Origin of the sequence: Streptomyces sp. NBC_00162, from assembly GCF_024611995.1 — a bacterium.
Taxonomy (GTDB): domain Bacteria; phylum Actinomycetota; class Actinomycetes; order Streptomycetales; family Streptomycetaceae; genus Streptomyces.
The window spans coordinates 4,509,630-4,528,974 of sequence record NZ_CP102509.1 but is presented as its reverse complement, the minus strand read 5'-3'; the positions used below and the strand labels follow the sequence as shown (position 1 = coordinate 4,528,974).

Below are 19,345 nucleotides of genomic sequence, written 5' to 3'. Positions count from 1 at the left end.
CGATGTCATGCCGTCGGCGGCCCTCGCCCTCGGCGACGACGCCCTGATCCTCTCCCACCGCCTCGGCGAATGGGCGGGGCACGCCCCCGTGCTGGAGGAGGAGGTCGCGCTCGCGAACATCGCCCTCGACCTGCTCGGCCAGGCCCGCATCCTGCTGACCATGGCCGGCGACGAGGACGAGCTGGCGTTCCTGCGCGAGGAGCGCTCCTTCCGCAACCTCCAGCTGGTCGAGCAGCCCAACGGCGACTTCGCCCACACCATCGCCCGCCAGCTCTTCTTCTCCTTCTACCAGCACGAGCTCTACGGGGAGCTGGCGCGCGGGGACGGCCCGTTCGCGCCGCTGGCGGCCAAGGCCGTCAAGGAGACCGCGTACCACCGCGACCACGCCGAGCAGTGGACCCTGCGGCTCGGCGACGGCACCGAGGAGAGCCGCAGGCGCATCCGCGCCGCCCTGGACGCCCTGTGGAAGTACACCGGCGAGATGTTCCAGCCGGTGGACGGCCTCGACGGCCTGGACTGGGCCGCCCTTGAAGGGCGCTGGCTGGCCGCCGTGACCGGCGTACTGGAGCGGGCCGGGCTCGCGCTGCCCGAGGGGCCGCGCACCGGCGCCTGGGCGGCCGGAGCCGGGCGCCAGGGCCTGCACACCGAGCCCTTCGGCCTGCTGCTCGCCGAGATGCAGCACCTGCACCGCAGCCACCCGGGGGCGTCATGGTGACCGCCCACGCCGGTACGACGCGCCTGGAGGCGGAGCTGGCCGAGCTGGCCGGGTCCGTCCCGGACCCCGAGCTGCCCGTGCTCACCCTGGGCGAGCTCGGCGTGGTGCGCGGGGTGCGGGTGGACGAGGACGGCCGCGCCGAGGTCACCCTCACCCCCACCTACACCGGCTGCCCGGCCATCGAGGCCATGTCCGCCGACATCGAGCGGGTCCTGACCGGCCACGGGATACCCGAGGTGCGGGTGACCACCGTGCTGGCTCCCGCCTGGTCGACCGACGACATCAGCGCCGAGGGCCGCCGCAAGCTCGCCGAGTTCGGCATCGCCCCGCCGCGCCCGCACGCGGCCGGCGGGCCGGTCCCGCTGACCCTGTCGGTCCGCTGCCCGCACTGCGGGTCCACCGACACCGAACTGCTCAGCCGGTTCTCCTCCACCGCCTGCAAGGCGCTGCGCCGCTGCACCGCCTGCCGCGAACCGTTCGACCACTTCAAGGAGCTGTAGATGGCCGCACCCCGCCACGGCGCGTTCCACCCGCTGACGGTGGCTGCGGTCGAACGGCTCACCGACGACTCGGTGGCACTGACCCTGCGGGTTCCCGAGGAACTTCGCGAGGACTACCGCCACGCCCCCGGCCAGCACCTGACCCTGCGCCGCACCGCCCCCGAGGGCGGTACGGAGGTCCGCCGCACCTACTCGATCTGCTCCCCCGCCCCGGCGCCCGACGGCCCGGGCCCGGCGCAGCTGCGGGTCGGCGTGCGGCTGGTGGAGGGCGGCGAGTTCTCCACCTTCGCGCACAAGGAGATCGCCGTCGGCGACGTGCTGGACGTGATGGTCCCGGCCGGGCGGTTCGTCCTGGATCCGGCCGCCGCCCCGGCCGCCGGGCACTACGCCGCGATCGTCGGCGGCAGCGGGATCACCCCCGTGCTGTCGATCGCCGCGAGCCTGCTGGCCGCCCGCCCCGACGCCCGTTTCTGCCTCGTGCGCAGCGACCGTACGGCGGCTTCGACGATGTTCCTGGAGGAGGTCGCCGACCTCAAGGACCGGTATCCGGCGCGGTTCCAGCTGGTCACGGTCCTCTCCCGGGAGGAGCAGGATTCCGGACTGCCCTCCGGACGCCTGGACGAGGAGCGGCTGGCCGCCCTGCTGCCCGCGCTGCTGCCGGTGGCGGAGGTGACGGGCTGGTTCCTGTGCGGACCGTACGGCCTGGTGCAGGGTGCGGAGCGGACGCTGGGCGCGCTCGGCGTCGCCCGGACCCGGGTGCACGAGGAGATCTTCCACGTCGAGGACAGCACGGCGACGGCCCGCGCCGTCACCGCCTCGACCCCCTCCCACGGGCGGGTCACCGCACGCCTGGACGGCCGTTCCGGCACCTGGCCGGTGCGCGACGGGGAATCCCTGCTGGACGCGGTGCTCCGCAACCGCGCGGACGCCCCGTACGCCTGCAAGGGCGGGGTGTGCGGCACCTGCCGGGCGTTCCTGGTGACGGGCGAGGTCCGGATGGACCGGAACTTCGCGCTGGAGGCAGAGGAGACGGAGGCCGGGTTCGTGCTGGCCTGCCAGTCGCACCCGGTGACGGAGGAAGTGGAGATCGACTTCGACCGCTAGGGGAAGTTCCTCTGTCCAATTTCCAGAACGTGTTCTATCTTGACGCACCGTCAGACCTGAACGCGCGCGGGAGGACAGGCAGTGGACTTCACCTTCACCGAGGAGCAGCAGGCGGCCGTCGAGGCGGCGAAGGCCGTCTTCGCGGACGTCGCACCCGACGGCGTGCCCAGCCCCGCGCTCACCCCCGGGGCCGTCGCCGACGACTTCGACCGCCCGCTGTGGGCCAGGCTCGCCGGATCCGACCTGCTGAGCCTGGTCCTCGCCGAGGAGCACGGCGGCGCCGGCCTCGACACCGTCGCCCTGTGCCTGGTGCTGCGCGAGGCCGCGAAGGTACTGGCCCGGGTACCGCTGCTGGAACACTGCGCCACCGCCATGGCCGTACAGGCCCACGGCAGCCCCGAACTGGCCGCCGCCCTGCTGCCCGGCGCCGGGCGCGGCACCCTCGTACTGACCGCCGCCGCCCACGGCCGCTCCGGCCACGACCCGGCCGAACTCGCCGTCACCGCCCGCCGCGACGAAGACGGCTGGACCCTGGACGGCACGCAGACCGCCGTCCCCTGGGCACACAGCGCCGACTGGATCGCCGTACCGGCCCACACCGGCGAGGGCGAGGCCGTCCTCGCCCTCGTCCCGCGCACCGCCGAGGGCCTCGCCCTCGCCGAGCAGGTCTCCACCACCGGGGAGCGCCTCGCCGAACTCGCCCTGGACGGCGTACGGGTGGCCCCGACACACCTCATCGACACCCCGGACGCCTGGGAACGGCTGCGCCAGCTCCTCGCCACCGGAACCTGCGCCCTGGCCCTCGGCCTCGGCGAGGGCGTCCTCACCATGACCAGCCAGTACACGAGCAAGCGCGAGCAGTTCGGCTTCCCGGTGGCCACGTTCCAGGCCGTCGCCGTCCAGGCCGCCGACCGCTACATCGACCTGCGCGCCATGGAGGTCACCCTCTGGCAGGCCGCCTGGCGGCTCGACGCCGCGACCGGCGGCGCCGGCGGCCCGCTGCCGAGCTCCGGAGACGTCGCGGTCGCCAAGATCTGGGCCTCGGAGGGCGTACGCCGGGTCGTGCAGACCGCCCAGCACCTGCACGGCGGCTTCGGCGCCGACACCGACTACCCGCTGCACCGCTACCACGCCTGGGCCAAGCAGCTCGAGCTCCAGCTCGGCCCGGCCGCCGCGCACGAGGAGGCCCTGGGCGACCTGCTGGCCGCCCACCCCCTCGCCTGACAGGAACGGCTACAGCACGAAGGCCGGGTTCCCGTTGTCCGTCACCATCGGGCGCCCGGCACCGTCCCAGGCCTGCATCCCGCCGTCGACGTTCACCGCGTCGAACTCCTGGCGCACCAGGTACTGGGTCACCTGCGCGGAACGACCGCCGACCCGGCACATCACGTACACCCGGCGACCGTCGTCGACGGCCTCGGTCAGCTCGCCGAAGCGGGCCACGAAGTCGCTCATCGGAATGTGCAGAGCACCCTCGACGTGGCCGGCAGCCCATTCGTCGTCCTCGCGGACGTCCAGGACAAAGCCTTCGGAGGGCACCGCGGCGGCGTCCACCGAGGGAAGCGGTCCGAAGTTCATACGTCGCCTTCTCTCATCGCAAACAGTGATTCCAACCTAGCCGACGCCGGGTTCGCCCCCGCCGGCGTTCGAGGCGGCAAGCGCAGCCGCCAGCTCCGCCTCACGCCCGGAGACCTGCGCCAGCAGCTGCTCCGCGATCTCCTCCAGCAGCCGGTCCGGGTCCTCGGGAGCCATCCTCAGCATCGACCCGATCGCACTGTCCTCCAGCTCCTTGGCCACGAGCGAGAGCAGCTCCTTGCGGCGCGCCAGCCACTCCAGCCGGGCGTACAGCTCCCCGCTCTCCTCCGGCTCCGCCCGCTCGGGCGCCGGACCGGCCGCCCACTCCTCGGCCAGCTCGCGCAGCAGCTGCTCCTCGCCCCGCCCGTACGCGGCGTTGACCCGCGCGATGAAGCCGTCGCGGCGCTCCCGCTCGGCCTCGTCCTGGGCGAGGTCCGGATGGGCCCGGCGCACCAGTTCGCGGTAGAGGCGGCGCACCTCCTCCGAGGGACGCACCCGCTCGGGCGGCCGCACCGACCGCTCGGTGAGCATCGCGGCCGCGTCGTCGGAGATCCCGTCCGAGTCCAGCCAGTCGTGGAACAGCTCGTCCACCCCGGGCATCGGCATGACCAGCGAGCGCGCGTCCCGCGCCCGCCGCAGGTCCTCCGGGTCCCCGGTGCGGGCCGCCTTCGCCTCGGCGATCAACGCGTCGAGTTCGTCGAGCCGCGAATACATCGGGCCGAGCTTCTGGTGGTGCAGGCGGGAGAAGTTCTCCACCTCGACCCGGAAGGTCTCCACCGCGATCTCGAACTCGATCAGCGCCTGCTCGGCGGCCCGCACGGCCCGCTCCAGGCGCGCCTCGGGTCGTTCGTCGTCGGGGACTGTGTGTTCGGTCTGCTCGCTCACCCGGCCAGCCTACGGCCCGCCACGCCGGGCGAAAGGCCCCAGACCCCGGGCGAAAGCCCTCAGACCCCGGCCTCCGCCGCGATCCGCCCCGTGCGCACCGCCGCCACCAGATCTGCGTGGTCGGCCTCGGTCCGGTCCGCGTAGGCCACCGCGAAGGCGGCCATCGCCTCGTCCAGCTCCTCGTTCTTTCCGCAGTACCCGGCCAGCAGCCGCGGATCGACGCTGTGCGCGTGCGCCCGGGCCAGCAGCGCCCCGGTCATCCGCCCGTAGTCGTCGAGCTGGGCGGGGGTCAGCGCCGCCGGATCCACACTGCCCTTGCGGTTGCGGAACTGGCGCACCTGGAAGGGGCGCCCCTCCACCGTGGTCCAGCCCAGCATGATGTCCGAGACCACCTGCATCCGCTTCTGCCCGGCCACCACCCGGCGCCCCTCGTGCTCCTCCGGCGGCGAGACGAAGCCCAGCGCGGGCAGGTGCGGCAGCAGCACCGAGGGCCGCGCCTCCTTCACCTGGAGCACCAGCGGCTCGCCCCGGTGGTCCAGCAGCAGCACCACGTACGAACGCGTGCCGACGCTGCCCGTCCCCACCACGCGGAAGGCCACGTCGTGGATCGCGTACCGGGCCATCAGCGGCAGCCGGTCGCCCTGGAGGGTCTGCAGGTACGGGCCCAGCGAGGCCGCCACGGCCTCGGCCTCCCCGTCCCCGACCCGGCGCAGCACGGGCAGCGCGTCCACGAAGCGTCGGATGCCGTCCGGTCCGGCCTCCGTCGACTTCGCGGCGAACCGCGCGGAGGTGTTGTTGCGGGCCTTCTCCGCGACCCGCTCCAGGGTGCCCAGCAGATCCCGGGCATCGGTGTGCGAGACCAGCTCCTCGTCCGCGATGGCGTTCCACGCCTCCATGGCGGGCAGCCGGGACAGCAGCCGCATGGTCCTCCGGTAGGCGCCCACCGCGTCCAGCGCGGCCTGCCGGCAGGTGTCCTCGCCCGCGCCCGCCACCCGCCCGGCCAGCACCAGCGAGGTCACCAGCCGCTTCACGTCCCACTCCCACGGGCCGAAGACGGTCTCGTCGAAGTCGTTCAGGTCGATGACCAGCCGGCCGTGCGCGTCCCCGTACAGCCCGAAGTTCGCCGCGTGCGCGTCGCCGCAGATCTGCGCGCCGACCCCGGTCACCGGCCCGCCCGACAGGTCGTGGGCCATCAGTCCGGCCGCGCCCCGCAGGAACGCGAACGGGTTCGCCGCCATCCGGCCCACCCGTATCGGCGTCAGCTCGGCGACCCGGCCGGCATTGGACTCCTCCACCGCCCGCACCGCGTCCGGGCGGCCGGCCGTCGCCTCGAAGGCGGCGTGCGCCGCCCGCGGCACCCGCAGGCGCAGCGCCTTGCCGTCCTGCTTCGGCGATCCCGCCGCCACCCGCGGCGCGAACCCCGCCACCTCCGGGATCCGCTGTCCCACTACCGCCGCCATTGCGCCGCCCCCACCCGTACGTTGATCGCCTTCGAACGGGCTGACGGTATCTACAGCCCGGCGTCCCTGGCCAGCAACGCCGCCTGAACCCGGTTCTCGCAGCCCAGCTTCGCCAGGATCCGGCTCACATACGTCTTCACCGTCGCCTCGCTCATGTGCAGCCGCCGCCCCGCGTCCGCGTTCGACAGTCCCTCCCCCAACAACGCGAGCACCCCGCGCTCGCGTTCACTCAGCTCCGCGACCTGCCGCCGGGCCTCCTCGCCCCGTACGACGGCCTTCCCCGACGCCAGCTGGTCGACCACGTGCCGGGTCGCCGCCGGTGACAGGTACGCGTCGCCCGCCGCGGCCGCCCGGACGGCACCGATCAGCTCGCCCGGCGCCGAGTCCTTCAGCAGGAACCCCGCACCGCCCTGGCCCAGCGCCCGCAGCACGTTCTCCTTCTCCCCGAAGGTGGTCAGGATCAGCGCCCGCACCTCCGGCGCGGCCCGCCCCAGCTCCCCCAGCGCGGTCAGCCCGTCCATCACCGGCATCTGGATGTCCAGCAGCACCACGTCCGGCGCGTGCGCGCGGGCCAGATCCACCGCCTCCCTGCCGTTCGCCGCCTCCGCCACGACCTCGATGTCCGACGCCGAGGTCAGGATCATCCTGATCCCCGCCCGGATCAGCGGCTCGTCGTCTGCGATCACCACGCGGATCACTTCGGCTGTCACCCGTGCTCCTACTGCTTGACCTCGTAAGCCTGCTTGTCCACGAGCTTGCCGTCCTCGAAACAGAACCGGAAGATCATGTCCGTCCCCAGCGCCGACGGCTGATCCTTCGCCAGCACCGCCAGACACTGCGAACCCTCCGGCCGCGGCGGCCCCTTGCGGTCCGCCCCGGGCGTCAGGAAATTCTCGCCGGACGGCAGCCGGTCCCGGACAGCCTGCTCCGACTCTCCCACCCGCACCGAGTCGAAGACGGCACGGTCGACCATCGAGTCGCCCATCGCGCCCACCACCAGCAGCACCCCCGCCCCCAGCACGATCACCATCAGCACCACCGCCGCAAAGGCGATGCCGCAGCCCAGCGCGAACCCGCCGGTCCGGCTGCGCCCCGGTACGGTCAGCTCCCGGTCCACCGCCGCCCAGTCCATCGGCGGCACACCCCGCAGCCCCCGCGCCTGCGCCTGCTGCCCGAAGTCGTCGGCCATGTCCCCCGCCCCGGCCGGCTCCGCCCCGTACGGCAGCACCCCGGCCACCCGGAACCCGCCGCCCTCGGTCCCGCCCGCGTGCACCATCCCGCCGACCAGCCGCGCCCGCTCGCGCAGCCCCGTCAGCCCCTGCCCGCCCGACACCACCTCGCCGGCCCCCGGACCGGCCGCCGGCCCGTTGGCGATCTCCACCACCAGCGAATCGTCCTCGTACCGCAGCTCCACCGTGATCGTCGCCCCCGGCGCGTGCTTGTACGCGTTCGTCAGGGCCTCCTGCACGATCCTGTACGCCGCGTGGTCGCAGGCAGCCACCAGCGGCCGCGGCTGACCCGAGGTGGACATCCGTACGTCGGTCCCCGCGCCCCGCGCCGCCTCCACGACCCCCGCGATCCCGGCCACCCCGCGCGCCGCGGGCTGCGCCGCCTCCTCCACCGGAACGGGCGCCTCGACCCCGTCCCGCAGGATCCCGACGACCTCGCGCAGCTCGTGCATCGCCGCCACCGAGGCCTGCCGCAGCACACCCACCGCCTCCCGCTGCCGGTCGGTGAGCTTCGGATCCACCTCCAGCGCACCGGTGTGCACCGAGATCAGCGCCAGCTGGTGGCCCAGGCTGTCGTGCATGTCCTGGGCGATCCGCTGCCGCTCGCGCAGCCTCGCCTGCCCCGCGACCATCGCCCGCTCGCGCATCAGCTGCCCGTTGCGCTCCTGGAGCGCGCGCAGCAGCGTCCGGCGCTGCGACCAGTACCGGCTGGCCAGACCCGGCATCACCGTCGTCGCCAGGAACATCAGCGTGGAGAACACCATCACCAGCAGCGGCCGCATCTGCGACCACTCGTGGATCACCCCGAGGCCGACCGACGCCACGAACGCCAGCGTGAAGGCCGCCCCCGCGCGCCCCACCCCGACGATCCGGCGCCCCGCCGACCAGCCCAGCAGACACGTGACCAGGAACGAGCCGGGCAGGAACACGCTCACCGCCGAACCCACCACCAGCGTCGCCGCCGGCAGCCTGCGCCGCAGCAGCGTGAGCACGATCACGACCAAGGCGCTCGCCAGCATCCGCCGCCCGGACCCGTTGTCGAGCTCGTCGACGCCCAGACCGAGCAGCGCCAGCACCCCGGCGATCGCCAGGTCACCCACGAGCATCCGCCGGGTCCAGGGCTCCGGCCCCCTCAGCCAGTCCCAGCCCGCACGCGTCATCGCCTTCGCATCCACCCGACCGACCCTAGACACCCCGGCACACCACCGGCCGCCCTCTTTCGTCGCGCCCCGAGCGACGAAAGTCGGACGGCCGACCGCGAACCACGTGTCCTGGATCACTCCTTGGCCATCCGGAGGCCACACGGCCCGCACCGGGCACGGCAGTTGATCTCCGAAAAACCGGAGATCCGCACATGCGGAGATCCGCACATGCGGAAACACGAAACGGCCGCCACCGCTTTCGCGATGACGACCGTTTCGTCGATGTGGGCGAGGGGGGATTTGAACCCCCACGTCCCGAAGGACACTGGCACCTGAAGCCAGCGCGTCTGCCGTTCCGCCACTCGCCCGAGCAGCTCCCCAGTGGTTCTTCCCTTTCGGGCCGTTCCCCTGGCGACGTCGAAACATTAGCACGTAGGACGGGGTGGAATCACATCGCTTTCCCCGCACCCCCGCACCCCTCTGAGGACGGCCCCTCCCACACTCCGCTCCCGGTGCGGGACACTGTCCCTGAGGCCCCCCTACGATCCCCTGTGAGGACCAACACTCGTCCTCACAGGACCGATGGGGAACCACCCGAATCCGCCACGCGTGGATACGATCAGTAAGCAGTACAGGGCGACAACGACGGAGGAGGTGCCCCATGGGAGTTCTGAAGCGGTTCGAGCAGCGACTCGAAGGTCTGGTGAACGGCACCTTCGCCAAGGTGTTCAAGTCCGAGGTCCAGCCGGTGGAGATCGCCGGCGCCCTCCAGCGGGAGTGCGACAACAACGCAACCATCTGGAACCGCGAGCGGACCGTCGTCCCCAACGACTTCATCGTCGAGCTCAGCGCCGGCGACTACGACCGCCTGAGCCCCTACTCCGGGCAGCTCGGCGACGAGCTCGCGGGCCTCGTCCGCGACTACGCCAAGCAGCAGCGCTACAGCTTCATGGGCCCCATCAAGGTCCACCTGGAGAAGGCCGACGACCTCGACACCGGGCTCTACCGGGTCCGCAGCCGTACCCTGGCCTCCAGCACCTCCCAGCCGCAGGCCCCCCAGGGCCGGCCGCAGGGCGGTCCGGCAGGCCAGGCCGGCCAGGGCGGCTACGGCTACCCGCCGGTCGCCGCCCCGCCCATGCCCAGCGCCCCGCCCCCCGGCGGACCAGGCGCCCGCCGGCCCGCCGGCGGACCGGGCCCGGCAGCACCCGTACCCACCTCGGGCGCCCCACGGCGCCACTGGATCGAGATCAACGGCACCCGCCACCAGATCTCGCGCCCCACGCTCGTACTCGGCCGAAGCACCGAAGCCGACGTGCGGATCGACGACCCCGGCGTATCGCGCCGGCACTGTGAGATCCGGACCGGAACGCCCTCGACGATCCAGGATCTCGGATCCACCAACGGCATCGTGGTGGACGGGCAGCACACCACCCGCGCTACGCTCCGCGACGGCTCGCGGATCGTCGTGGGCAGCACGACCATCATTTACCGGCAAGCCGAAGGGTGAAGCGGGGGCAATGTCAGAGCTGACCCTGACGGTCATGCGGCTGGGTTTCCTAGCCGTTCTGTGGCTGTTCGTCATCGTGGCCGTCCAGGTCATCCGCAGCGACCTCTTCGGAACGAGAGTCACGCAGCGCGGCTCACGCCGCGGCGGCGCGGGCACCGCCCCGCAGCAGGCCGGCCGGCAGGCCGCGCCACCGCAGCAGCGCCAGCGCCGCGGTGCGCCCACCAAGCTCGTCGTCTCCGAGGGCACCCTCACGGGAACCACGGTGGCCCTCGCCGGCCAGACGATCACGCTGGGCCGCGCCCACGACTCCACCATCGTGCTGGACGACGACTACGCGTCCAGCCGCCATGCCAGGATCTATCCCGACCGTGACGGCCAGTGGATCGTCGAGGATCTCGGGTCCACCAACGGCACGTATCTCGACCGGACCCGGCTGACCACCCCGACGCCCATTCCGCCGGGCGCCCCGATCCGCATCGGCAAGACCGTCATCGAGCTGCGGAAGTAGTACGAGAATGAGCGAGCGGAGCGAGCGCGCGGCGGTGATCCGTCCCACCGAGGACACGGACACGTGCGCGCTCCCGACCGGAGGGTGGGCAGTGTGGCTCGAGACCGGTTGTACCCGGAGCCGACCGGCGAGGTGCGCATGAGTCTGTCCCTGCGGTTCGCCGCCGGATCGCACAAAGGCATGATCCGCGAGGGCAACGAGGACTCCGGCTACGCCGGGCCACGCCTCCTCGCGATCGCCGACGGCATGGGAGGCCAGGCCGCCGGCGAGGTCGCGAGCTCCGAGGTGATCTCCACCCTCGTGCAGCTCGACGACGACGTCCCGGGCTCCGACATCCTCACCTCCCTCGCCACGGCAGTGCAGCGCGCCAACGACCAGCTGCGCGTCATGGTCGAGGAGGATCCCCAGCTCGAGGGCATGGGCACCACCCTGACCGCCCTGCTGTGGACCGGCCAGCGCCTCGGCCTCGTCCACGTCGGCGACTCCCGCGCCTACCTGCTGCGCGACGGCGTCCTCACGCAGATCACCCAGGACCACACCTGGGTGCAGCGCCTCGTCGACGAGGGCCGCATCACCGAAGAGGAAGCCACCACGCACCCGCAGCGCTCGCTGCTGATGCGGGCCCTCGGCAGCGGCGACATCGTCGAACCCGACCTCTCCATCCGCGAGGTCCGCGCCGGCGACCGCTACCTCATCTGCTCCGACGGACTCTCCGGCGTGGTCTCCCACCAGACCCTCGAAGAGACCCTCGCCGACTACCACGGCCCCCGCGAGACCGTGCAGTCGCTCATCCAGCTCGCCCTGCGCGGCGGCGGACCCGACAACATCACCTGCATCGTCGCCGACGTCCTCGACACCGACAGCGGAGACACCCTCGCCGCCCAGGTCAACGACACCCCGGTCGTCGTCGGCGCGGTCGCCGAGAACCAGCACCAGCTCTTCGACGGCGGCAACGCCATGCAGACCCCGGCCGGCCGCGCCTCGGGCCTCGGCCGCCAGGCCGGCCCGCCCGCCGGCGCCTTCGGCCCCCCCGGCAGCGGCGAGGCCAACGGCTACGGCTACTCCGACCAGGGCCAGGGCGGCGGCGCGTACGGCAGCTTCGGCGAAGCCGAGGCCTACGACGGCGACTCTGAGTACGAGGACACGTACGACCACCCCCGCAGGCGCCGCGGCAAAGGGCGCAAGTGGGCCACCCGTACGCTGACCCTGCTCCTCGTCGCCGGCGTCGTCGGCGGCGGCCTCTACGCGGGCTGGCGCTGGACCCAGACCCAGTTCTACGTCGGCGTCAAGGGCGAGCACGTCGCGCTCTTCCGCGGCATCAGCCAGAAGCTCGGGCCGCTGGAGCTCTCCAAGGTGGAGACCGACCGCCCCGACATCGAACTGAAGTACCTTCCGCCCTTCAAGCGCAAGCAGGTCGAGGCCACCATCAGCGAAGGCAGCCTCGACGGCGCCCGCGAGAAGCTCGACGACCTCGGCGTCCAGGTCTCCGCCTGCAAGAAGGACGAGGAACGCCGCAACGCCGAGGCTCAGAACCAAACACCCGGCTCCACTCTGACTCCCGCGGAGCAGCAAGTGGTCAGCCTGTGCGGAAAGCAGTAGACACCCGCGGGCACAGGGGGCCTGCCACACCATGAGCGTTGTCACCAACACGACCACCATCGGCGCCATCGAGGCGCCGAGCCGGCGGAACACCGAGCTCCTGCTGCTCGGCTTCGCCGTGGTCATCCCGATGTTCGCCTACGCCAACGTGGGCCTCGCGATCAACGGCAGCCTGCCGCCCGGCATGGTGCTCTACGGCCTGGGCCTCGCCGCCCTCGCCGGGGTCGCGCACGTCGTCGTACGCCGGTACGCCAAGTACGCCGACCCGCTGCTGCTGCCGCTGGCCATCCTCCTCAACGGGCTCGGCCTCGTACTGATCTGGCGGCTCGACCAGTCCGAGCGGCTGCAGAACCTCGCCAAGCGCTCCTTCGGTGCCTTCACCCCCTCCGCACCCCGCCAGATGATGTACACGGCGCTGGCCATCGCCCTGTTCGCCGCCGTGCTGCTCATCCTCAAGGACCACCGCGTCCTGCAGCGCTTCACGTACATCTCCATGGCCGGCGCCCTGATCCTGCTGATCCTGCCCGTCATCCCGGGCCTCGGCGCCGACGTCTTCGGCGCCAAGATCTGGATCAGCGTCGGCGGCTTCTCCATCCAGCCCGGCGAGTTCGCGAAGATCGTCATCGCCATCTTCTTCGCCGGCTACCTCATGGTGAAACGTGACGCCCTGGCCCTGGCCAGCCGCCGCTTCATGGGCCTCTACCTGCCGCGCGGCCGCGACCTCGGCCCCATCCTGATGATCTGGGCGATGAGCCTGCTCGTCCTCGTCTTCGAGAACGACCTCGGCACCTCGCTGCTCTTCTTCGGCATGTTCGTGATCATGCTGTACGTCGCCACCGAGCGCACCAGCTGGATCGTCATCGGCCTGCTCATGTCGGTCGGCGGCGCCGTCGTCGTCGCCACCTTCGCCAGCCACGTCAAGGTCCGCGTCACCGCCTGGCTCGACCCCTTCGCCTGCTACACCACCTCCGGCGCCTGCGAACAGGTCGGCCAGTCGATCATGAGCTTCGGCTCCGGCGGCGTCCTCGGCGCCGGATGGGGCCAGGGCAACTCCGACCTCATCGGCTTCGCCGCCAACTCCGACTTCATCTTCTCCACCGTCGGCGAGGAACTCGGCCTCACCGGCGTGATGGCCTTCCTCCTGCTCTACGGCCTCATCATCGAGCGGGGCGTCCGCACCGCCCTCGCCGCCCGCGACCCCTTCGGCAAGCTCTTCGCCATCGGCCTCTCCGGCGCCTTCGCCCTCCAGATCTTCGTCGTCGCCGGCGGAGTCATGGGCCTCATCCCCCTCACCGGCATGACGATGCCCTTCCTCGCGTCCGGCGGCTCCTCCGTCCTCGCGAACTGGGTCCTCATCGCCATCCTCATCCGGATCAGCGACACCGCACGCCGACCTGCCCCGGCCCCCGCCCCGTCCCCCGACTCCGAGATGACCCAGGTGGTCCGCCCGTCATGAACAAGCCCCTGCGCCGCATCTCGCTGTTCTGCGGGCTGCTCGTCCTCGCGCTGCTGATCCGGACCAACTGGCTGCAGTACGTCCAGGCCGAGGAACTCAGCACCCGCAAGGAAAACCGCCGGGTCCAGATCGCCCAGTACGCCACCGAACGCGGCAACATCATCGTGGCGGGCGAGCCGATCACCGGCTCCGCGGTCACCAACGGCAGCGACTACAAGTACAAGCGCACCTACCTTGACGGCCCCCTCTGGGCCCCCGTCACCGGCTACGCTTCGCAGGCCTTCGGCTCCACCCAGCTCGAATCACTCGAGGACGGCATCCTCACCGGCAACGACGACCGGCTGTTCTTCGACCGCACCATCGGCATGTTCACCGGGGAGAAGAAGCAGGGCGGCAACGTCGTCACCACACTCAACCCCGCCGCCCAGAAGGCCGCCTACGACAAGCTCGGCACCAAGAAGGGCGCCGTCGCCGCAATCGACCCGCGCACCGGCGCCATCCTCGCCCTCGTCTCCACCCCCTCGTACGACCCCAGCCGCTTCGCCGGCAACTCCAAGGACGACGAGAAGGCCTGGGTCGAGCTCAAGGACAGCGAGGACAAGAACCTCGTCAACCGAGCCCTACGCGAGACGTACCCGCCGGGCTCCACCTTCAAGGTCCTCACCGCCGCCGCGGCCCTGGAACACGGCGTCGTCTCCGACATCGACGCCGCCACGGACACCCCCGAGCCGTACATCCTGCCCGGCACCAAGACCCCGCTGCCCAACTCGCACAACATGAACTGCGAGAAGTTCAGCCTCAACAAGGCCCTCGAGGTCTCCTGCAACTCCGTCTTCGCCAACATGGGCGACAAGGTGGGACGCGACAAGATGGTGGAGACCGCGGAGAAGTTCGGCTTCAACAACGACAAGATCGACACTCCGGTCCGCGCCTTCGCCAGCGTCTACGACAAGACCATGGGCAAGGACGGCAACGCCCAGAGCGCCATCGGCCAGTTCAACACCGCGGCCACCCCCCTCCAGATGGCCATGGTCACCGCCGCGATCGCCAACGACGGCAAGCTGATGAAGCCGTACATGGTCGACCACCTCACCGCGCCGAACCTCGACATGATCGAGAAGCACTCGCCGCAGGAAATGAGCCGGCCCCTCTCCGCCGCCAACGCGCAGAAGGTCCAGCAGATGATGGTCAACGTCGTCGAGAACGGCACCGGCAAGCCCGCCAAGATCTCCGGCATCACCGTCGGCGGAAAGACCGGCACCGCCCAGCACGGCGAGAAGAACTCCAAGAAGCCCTACGCCTGGTTCATCTCCTACGCCAAGACCGACAAGGGCTCGCCCGTCGCCGTCGCCGTCGTCATCGAGGACAGCAACGCGGACCGCGAGGACATCAGCGGCGGCGGCCTCGCCGCCCCCGTCGCGAAGGCCGTCATGGAAGCCGTACTGAAGAGCCAGGGATGACCCAGGGATGACGGACCGCCGGAACCACGTGATCCACGTCACTGATCCCGGCCGGATCCGAGCGTACGGTACCGGTCCAGTATCAGCCTGTGGCCGCGAACCGATCACAGACGATCGGCCGGTAGCCTTTGCGCGAACAGCACACCGCCGGACCACACACAGGTGCGGTCGGGACTGACGGAGAGGGCTGCAACGTTATGGAAGAGCCGCGTCGCCTCGGCGGCCGGTACGAGCTGAGCCACGTGCTCGGCCGTGGTGGCATGGCCGAGGTCTACCTCGCCCACGACACCCGGCTCGGCCGTACCGTCGCCGTCAAGACCCTGCGCGCCGATCTCGCCCGCGACCCGTCCTTCCAGGCCCGGTTCCGGCGCGAGGCCCAGTCGGCCGCGTCCCTGAACCATCCGGCGATCGTCGCCGTCTACGACACCGGCGAGGACTACGTCGACAACATCTCCATCCCGTACATCGTGATGGAGTACGTCGACGGGTCCACCCTGCGCGAGCTGCTGCACTCCGGGCGCAAACTGCTGCCCGAGCGCACCCTGGAAATGACCATCGGCATCCTCCAGGCCCTCGAGTACTCGCACCGCGCCGGCATCGTGCACCGCGACATCAAGCCCGCCAACGTGATGCTGACCCGCACCGGCCAGGTCAAGGTCATGGACTTCGGCATCGCCCGCGCCATGGGCGACTCCGGCATGACCATGACGCAGACGGCCGCCGTCATCGGCACCGCCCAGTACCTCTCCCCGGAGCAGGCCAAGGGCGAGCAGGTCGACGCACGCTCCGACCTCTACTCCGCCGGCTGCCTGCTCTACGAGCTCCTCAGCGTGCGGCCCCCGTTCGTCGGCGACTCCCCCGTGGCCGTCGCCTACCAGCACGTACGGGAAGAACCGCAGCCGCCGTCGAACTTCGACCCCGAGATCACGCCCGAGATGGACGCGATCGTGCTGAAGGCCCTCGTCAAGGACCCCGACTACCGGTACCAGTCCGCCGACGAGATGCGCGCCGACATCGAGGCCTGCCTCGACGGCCAGCCCGTCGCCGCCACCGCCGCCATGGGCGCGGCCGGCTACGGCTACCCGCACGACCAGGGCGGCTACGGACACCAGGGCTACGACCAGCCCACCACCGCCCTGCGCACCACCGACGCCGGCCAGACCTCGATGATGCCGCCGATGCCCCCGGGCGACGGCGGGTACGGGTACGGCGACCAGGGCCACGGCGGCTACGACCAGGGCCCGCACCGCCGCCAGAAGAAGAGCAAGGCCTCCACCGTCCTGCTCGTCGCGGCCGGCGTCCTCGTCCTGGTCGGCGCGATCCTGATCGGCCGCTCCCTCTTCAGCAGCACCGCCGACAACCGGCCCAGCGTGCCCAAGCTCATCGGCTCGACCCTCGAGAAGGCACAGCAGAGCGGCGAGAACGTCGGCCTCAAGGTGGTCAAGGGAGCCGACGAAGCCTGCGCCGACCAGCCCAAGGGCAACGTCTGCAAGCAGGACCCGGCGCCCGACACCAAGGTCGCCAAGGACTCCACCGTCACGGTGACGGTCTCCACGGGCGCACCCAAGGTGGCGGTCCCCAGCGTGGTCAACCTCACGTACGAACAGGCCGAGGCGGCGCTGAAGGAGAAGGGCTTCCAGGTCGACCGCAAGCTCCAGGAGTCCGAGCGTCCCCCGGGAACCGTCCTCGACCAGAACCCGAAGGCGGGCGGTGAGGCGGAGAAGAACACCGTCATCACGCTGACGGTCGCCAAGGAACAGTCCAAGTCGATCGTCCCGGACCTCAAGGGCAAGACCAAGGACGACGCGGAGAAGGCGCTCAAGGCCGTCAACCTCAAGCTCGGCAGCGTGACGGAGGTCGACTCCCCCGGAGCCGCACCGAAGACGGTCATCGACCAGCAGCCCCAGGCAGGGACGCAGCTGGAGGTCGGCAAGACGGTCAACGTGACCATCGCCAAGGCCGCGCAGCAGGTCCAGGTGCCGAACCTGCTGGGCAAGACGGTCGCCCAGGCCAAGGCGGAGCTGGCCTCCAGGGGCCTGGTCTTCGGAGCCGTACTCTCCGGCCCCACGGACGACAACGCCCGCGTCCTGTCCTCGGACCCGCAGGCCGGCCGCCCGGTCCCGACTGGCACCGTGATCAACGTGATGACCATGGACGGCGGCGGAAACAACGGCGGCAACAACGGCGGCGGCGGCTTCTTCGGAGGCCTCGGCGGCTGACCGCCACCAGCGCGGCAATGGGTCCGGCCCCTCTCCTGCGGGAGAGGGGCCGGACCCATTTCGTACGTGTCTTCATATGTACGAAATCCGTTAACCCGGACGGGGTGGGGTATCGGGCTCCGCCCGGGAGGGACGGATCATGATCAACGAATCGGTGCAGCTGGAGTCCCGGACCCTGCGCACGAGCGTGCTGGAACGGACGCACGTCCTGGACAAGGTGCGGACGCTGTCACTGCTGCCGGACGGGCTGCACGTGACGACGGCGATGGTGGCGGCGTATTACGAGGTGGCCGAGACGGTGATCCGCGCCGTGCTCTTCGACCACCGCGAGGAGCTGGAGTCCAATGGCTACCATGTTTTGACAGGTACAGAACTGAGTTGCTTCAAGCAACGCGGTTACATTCAGTCGCAAGCTTCGTCACTCGCAGTATTCCCCCGTAGGGCGGTGCTGAACGTCGGCATGCTGCTCCGGGACAGCGAAGTCGCACGTCAGGTGCGTACGTACCTTCTAGACGCCGAGCACGAGGTCCGCACGCGACCTGTGGATAACTCTGTCCACAGCCCCCGCTGGGACGAGCTCGACGAGCGGATCGACAGCCGGATCACGGACGTACTCGGCAAGACCGTGGTGCCCATGCTTAACGTCCTCATCGAGACCTCGGGGGAACAGCGCCGCGAGCTGATCTCCCTCCGGGAGGACGTGGAGCAGATCCAGATGAAGCTCGTCGAGCACGACCTCCAGCTCAGCCGGCTCCAGCGCGGCCAGGACGTACGGGCCCTCACCGGGGTCATCGGCACCATCGACGCCATGACCTGGAAGGAGTTCGAGCTGCACGTCGCCGGCCTGCTGCGCCGCGACGGGTGCACCGACGTCGAGGTGTACGGCGGGCACGGCGGCGACCGCGGGGTCGACATCACCGCCCGCACCGCCGACGGCCGGTCGGTCGCCGTCCAGTGCAAGAACTTCGCGCCCTTCCGGCACGTGGTCAGCGGCGAGATGCAGAAGTTCCTCGGCGCCTCGAAGGTCCTCCACCAGGCCGACGTGGCCCTCTACGTGGCCACCTGCGCCTTCACCCGTGAAGCCTTGGCCATCGCCGCCCAGGGAGGCGTCACAGCCGTCCACAGGGGCCTTCTGGAGGCCTGGAGCGCGGGAGTCCGGCTCCAGGTCCTGCGCTGACATTTGAGAGTGACAGCTTGTCGCTCTCAAACGCCGAGTTATCCACAGCCGCGTGACTGACTTGCTCAAAGCAAGTCAGTCAGCGCAGCTCCGCCGGAGGCGTCCGCTTCGCGTCCACCTTCTCCGTCCGGACCAGCTCGCCCCACACGATGTACCGGTACTTCGACGTGTACACCGGCGTGCAGGTGGTCAGCGTGATGTAGCGGCCCGGGGCCGTCTTGCCCGACTCCTTCGGGACCGGGCTGATCACGTCCACGTTGTACTTCGACGTCTGGCGCAGCTCCGCGAAGACCTTGTACACGTACCAGGTGTCCTTGGTCTCGAAGACGATCGCGTCGCCGTTGTTCACCTTGTCGATGTTGTGGAACTTGGCGCCGTGGCCGTCCCGGTGCGCGGCGAGCGAGAAGTTGCCCTTCTCGTCCCACGGCAGCGCCGACTTCACCGGCTGCTCGTAGTAGCCCGCCACTCCGTCGTCAAGGACGTCCGGGTCCGTGCCCGGCTTGACCAGCACCTCGCCGTTCTCCATCGCCGGAACGTGCAGGAACCCGATGCCGTCCTTGGTGTCCAGCGCGCCCGGGGCCGCCGGCTGGGCCGGCGTCTGCCACTGCTGGCGGATCGCGTCGCCCCGCGCCGACGCCTGCCGGTCCGCGAGCACGTTCGTCCACCACAGCGAGTACGCCACGAACAGGCCCAGCACCAGCCCCAGCGTGATCAGGAGCTCGCCCAGCAGGCTCAGGAACCCGGCGAGCACACTGCGGCTGCCGGCGGGCGGTGCCGCGGCGCGGCGGCGGGCACGAGACACTGCTGAT

17 protein-coding genes and 1 tRNA gene are annotated in these 19,345 nt (G+C 71.0%); 11 read left to right on the top strand and 7 right to left on the bottom strand.

The window, feature by feature from the left end; translation table 11 throughout:
• The first annotated feature begins 7 nt into the window (after positions 1–7).
• The 4 genes from paaC to JIW86_RS21115 all read left to right on the top strand — a co-directional run bounded on the left by paaC (position 8) and on the right by JIW86_RS21115 (position 3,543).
• The gene (gene paaC / locus JIW86_RS21130; protein WP_257559381.1) at positions 8–715 is read left to right on the top strand and encodes a 1,2-phenylacetyl-CoA epoxidase subunit PaaC; all 708 of its coding nucleotides are present in this window, start codon (positions 8–10) and stop codon (positions 713–715) included.
• Positions 709–1,215 carry a 1,2-phenylacetyl-CoA epoxidase subunit PaaD gene (gene paaD / locus JIW86_RS21125; RefSeq protein ID WP_215145026.1) on the top strand — a complete coding sequence of 169 codons (507 nt, stop codon included), beginning with the start codon at positions 709–711 and terminating at the stop codon, positions 1,213–1,215. Before paaC ends, paaD begins: the two co-directional genes overlap by 7 nt.
• Positions 1,216–2,319 carry a 2Fe-2S iron-sulfur cluster-binding protein gene (locus tag JIW86_RS21120; protein WP_257555425.1) on the top strand — a complete coding sequence of 368 codons (1,104 nt, stop codon included), beginning with the start codon at positions 1,216–1,218 and terminating at the stop codon, positions 2,317–2,319. It abuts the gene before it with no gap.
• Positions 2,320–2,400: 81 nt separating this feature from the next.
• Positions 2,401–3,543 carry an acyl-CoA dehydrogenase family protein gene (locus JIW86_RS21115; RefSeq protein ID WP_257555423.1) on the top strand — a complete coding sequence of 381 codons (1,143 nt, stop codon included), beginning with the start codon at positions 2,401–2,403 and terminating at the stop codon, positions 3,541–3,543.
• A 9-nt stretch (positions 3,544–3,552) separates the two neighbouring features.
• On the opposite strand, the gene JIW86_RS21110 is transcribed toward JIW86_RS21115, so the two are convergent.
• The 6 genes from JIW86_RS21110 to JIW86_RS21085 all read right to left on the bottom strand — a co-directional run bounded on the left by JIW86_RS21110 (position 3,553) and on the right by JIW86_RS21085 (position 8,978).
• Positions 3,553–3,897 (bottom strand): rhodanese-like domain-containing protein, encoded by a 345-nt coding sequence (locus JIW86_RS21110; RefSeq protein WP_215145022.1) that lies wholly within the window; start codon positions 3,895–3,897, stop codon positions 3,553–3,555.
• A 36-nt stretch (positions 3,898–3,933) separates the two neighbouring features.
• Positions 3,934–4,779: a J domain-containing protein gene (locus tag JIW86_RS21105; protein ID WP_215145021.1), complete on the bottom strand. Its 846-nt coding sequence runs from the start codon at positions 4,777–4,779 to the stop codon at positions 3,934–3,936.
• 59 nt (positions 4,780–4,838) lie between these two features.
• A complete protein-coding gene (locus JIW86_RS21100) occupies positions 4,839–6,239 on the bottom strand; it encodes a DUF2252 domain-containing protein (RefSeq protein ID WP_257555420.1) in 1,401 nt (466 codons plus the stop codon).
• Between the two features lie 50 nt (positions 6,240–6,289).
• A complete protein-coding gene (locus JIW86_RS21095) occupies positions 6,290–6,949 on the bottom strand; it encodes a response regulator transcription factor (protein ID WP_308296702.1) in 660 nt (219 codons plus the stop codon).
• A gap of 8 nt (positions 6,950–6,957) precedes the next feature.
• Positions 6,958–8,643 carry a sensor histidine kinase gene (locus JIW86_RS21090; RefSeq protein ID WP_257555418.1) on the bottom strand — a complete coding sequence of 562 codons (1,686 nt, stop codon included), beginning with the start codon at positions 8,641–8,643 and terminating at the stop codon, positions 6,958–6,960.
• A gap of 252 nt (positions 8,644–8,895) precedes the next feature.
• A tRNA-Leu gene (locus JIW86_RS21085) sits at positions 8,896–8,978 on the bottom strand.
• A 293-nt stretch (positions 8,979–9,271) separates the two neighbouring features.
• On the opposite strand from JIW86_RS21085, the gene JIW86_RS21080 reads away from it, so the two are divergent.
• From JIW86_RS21080 to JIW86_RS21050, 7 genes are all read left to right on the top strand, one after another.
• Positions 9,272–10,117, top strand: a complete 846-nt coding sequence (locus JIW86_RS21080; RefSeq protein ID WP_257555416.1) for an FhaA domain-containing protein — start codon at positions 9,272–9,274, stop codon at positions 10,115–10,117.
• A gap of 10 nt (positions 10,118–10,127) precedes the next feature.
• Positions 10,128–10,625 carry an FHA domain-containing protein gene (locus JIW86_RS21075; RefSeq protein ID WP_215145016.1) on the top strand — a complete coding sequence of 166 codons (498 nt, stop codon included), beginning with the start codon at positions 10,128–10,130 and terminating at the stop codon, positions 10,623–10,625.
• 138 nt (positions 10,626–10,763) lie between these two features.
• Positions 10,764–12,224 carry a PP2C family protein-serine/threonine phosphatase gene (locus tag JIW86_RS21070; RefSeq protein ID WP_215145014.1) on the top strand — a complete coding sequence of 487 codons (1,461 nt, stop codon included), beginning with the start codon at positions 10,764–10,766 and terminating at the stop codon, positions 12,222–12,224.
• Between the two features lie 31 nt (positions 12,225–12,255).
• Entirely contained in the window at positions 12,256–13,680 is a 1,425-nt protein-coding gene (locus JIW86_RS21065; RefSeq protein WP_257555413.1) for an FtsW/RodA/SpoVE family cell cycle protein, read from the top strand.
• Complete coding sequence (locus JIW86_RS21060; protein WP_257555411.1) at positions 13,677–15,140, top strand: peptidoglycan D,D-transpeptidase FtsI family protein; 1,464 nt, start codon at positions 13,677–13,679, stop codon at positions 15,138–15,140. The genes JIW86_RS21065 and JIW86_RS21060 overlap by 4 nt, the downstream gene beginning before the upstream one ends.
• Positions 15,141–15,337: 197 nt before the next feature.
• On the top strand, positions 15,338–17,359 hold the full coding sequence (gene pknB, locus JIW86_RS21055) for a Stk1 family PASTA domain-containing Ser/Thr kinase (protein ID WP_257555409.1): 2,022 nt from the start codon (positions 15,338–15,340) through the stop codon (positions 17,357–17,359).
• A gap of 139 nt (positions 17,360–17,498) precedes the next feature.
• Positions 17,499–18,536, top strand: a complete 1,038-nt coding sequence (locus tag JIW86_RS21050; RefSeq protein ID WP_257555407.1) for a restriction endonuclease — start codon at positions 17,499–17,501, stop codon at positions 18,534–18,536.
• A gap of 79 nt (positions 18,537–18,615) precedes the next feature.
• On the opposite strand, the gene JIW86_RS21045 is transcribed toward JIW86_RS21050, so the two are convergent.
• The gene (locus tag JIW86_RS21045) at positions 18,616–19,338 is read right to left on the bottom strand and encodes a class E sortase (RefSeq protein ID WP_257555405.1); all 723 of its coding nucleotides are present in this window, start codon (positions 19,336–19,338) and stop codon (positions 18,616–18,618) included.
• Between the last annotated feature and the right edge of the window lie 7 nt (positions 19,339–19,345).

Coding starts and splice junctions, on each gene's coding strand:
- JIW86_RS21120 (WP_257555425.1), top strand. CDS start 1,216: ATGGCCGCACCCCGCCACGGCGCGTTCCACCCGCTGACGGTGGCTGCG.
- JIW86_RS21080 (WP_257555416.1), top strand. CDS start 9,272: ATGGGAGTTCTGAAGCGGTTCGAGCAGCGACTCGAAGGTCTGGTGAAC.
- JIW86_RS21070 (WP_215145014.1), top strand. CDS start 10,764: ATGAGTCTGTCCCTGCGGTTCGCCGCCGGATCGCACAAAGGCATGATC.
- JIW86_RS21065 (WP_257555413.1), top strand. CDS start 12,256: ATGAGCGTTGTCACCAACACGACCACCATCGGCGCCATCGAGGCGCCG.
- JIW86_RS21110 (WP_215145022.1), bottom strand. CDS start 3,897: ATGAACTTCGGACCGCTTCCCTCGGTGGACGCCGCCGCGGTGCCCTCC.
- pknB (WP_257555409.1), top strand. CDS start 15,338: ATGGAAGAGCCGCGTCGCCTCGGCGGCCGGTACGAGCTGAGCCACGTG.
- JIW86_RS21100 (WP_257555420.1), bottom strand. CDS start 6,239: ATGGCGGCGGTAGTGGGACAGCGGATCCCGGAGGTGGCGGGGTTCGCG.
- JIW86_RS21060 (WP_257555411.1), top strand. CDS start 13,677: ATGAACAAGCCCCTGCGCCGCATCTCGCTGTTCTGCGGGCTGCTCGTC.
- JIW86_RS21050 (WP_257555407.1), top strand. CDS start 17,499: ATGATCAACGAATCGGTGCAGCTGGAGTCCCGGACCCTGCGCACGAGC.
- JIW86_RS21075 (WP_215145016.1), top strand. CDS start 10,128: ATGTCAGAGCTGACCCTGACGGTCATGCGGCTGGGTTTCCTAGCCGTT.
- paaC (WP_257559381.1), top strand. CDS start 8: ATGCCGTCGGCGGCCCTCGCCCTCGGCGACGACGCCCTGATCCTCTCC.
- paaD (WP_215145026.1), top strand. CDS start 709: ATGGTGACCGCCCACGCCGGTACGACGCGCCTGGAGGCGGAGCTGGCC.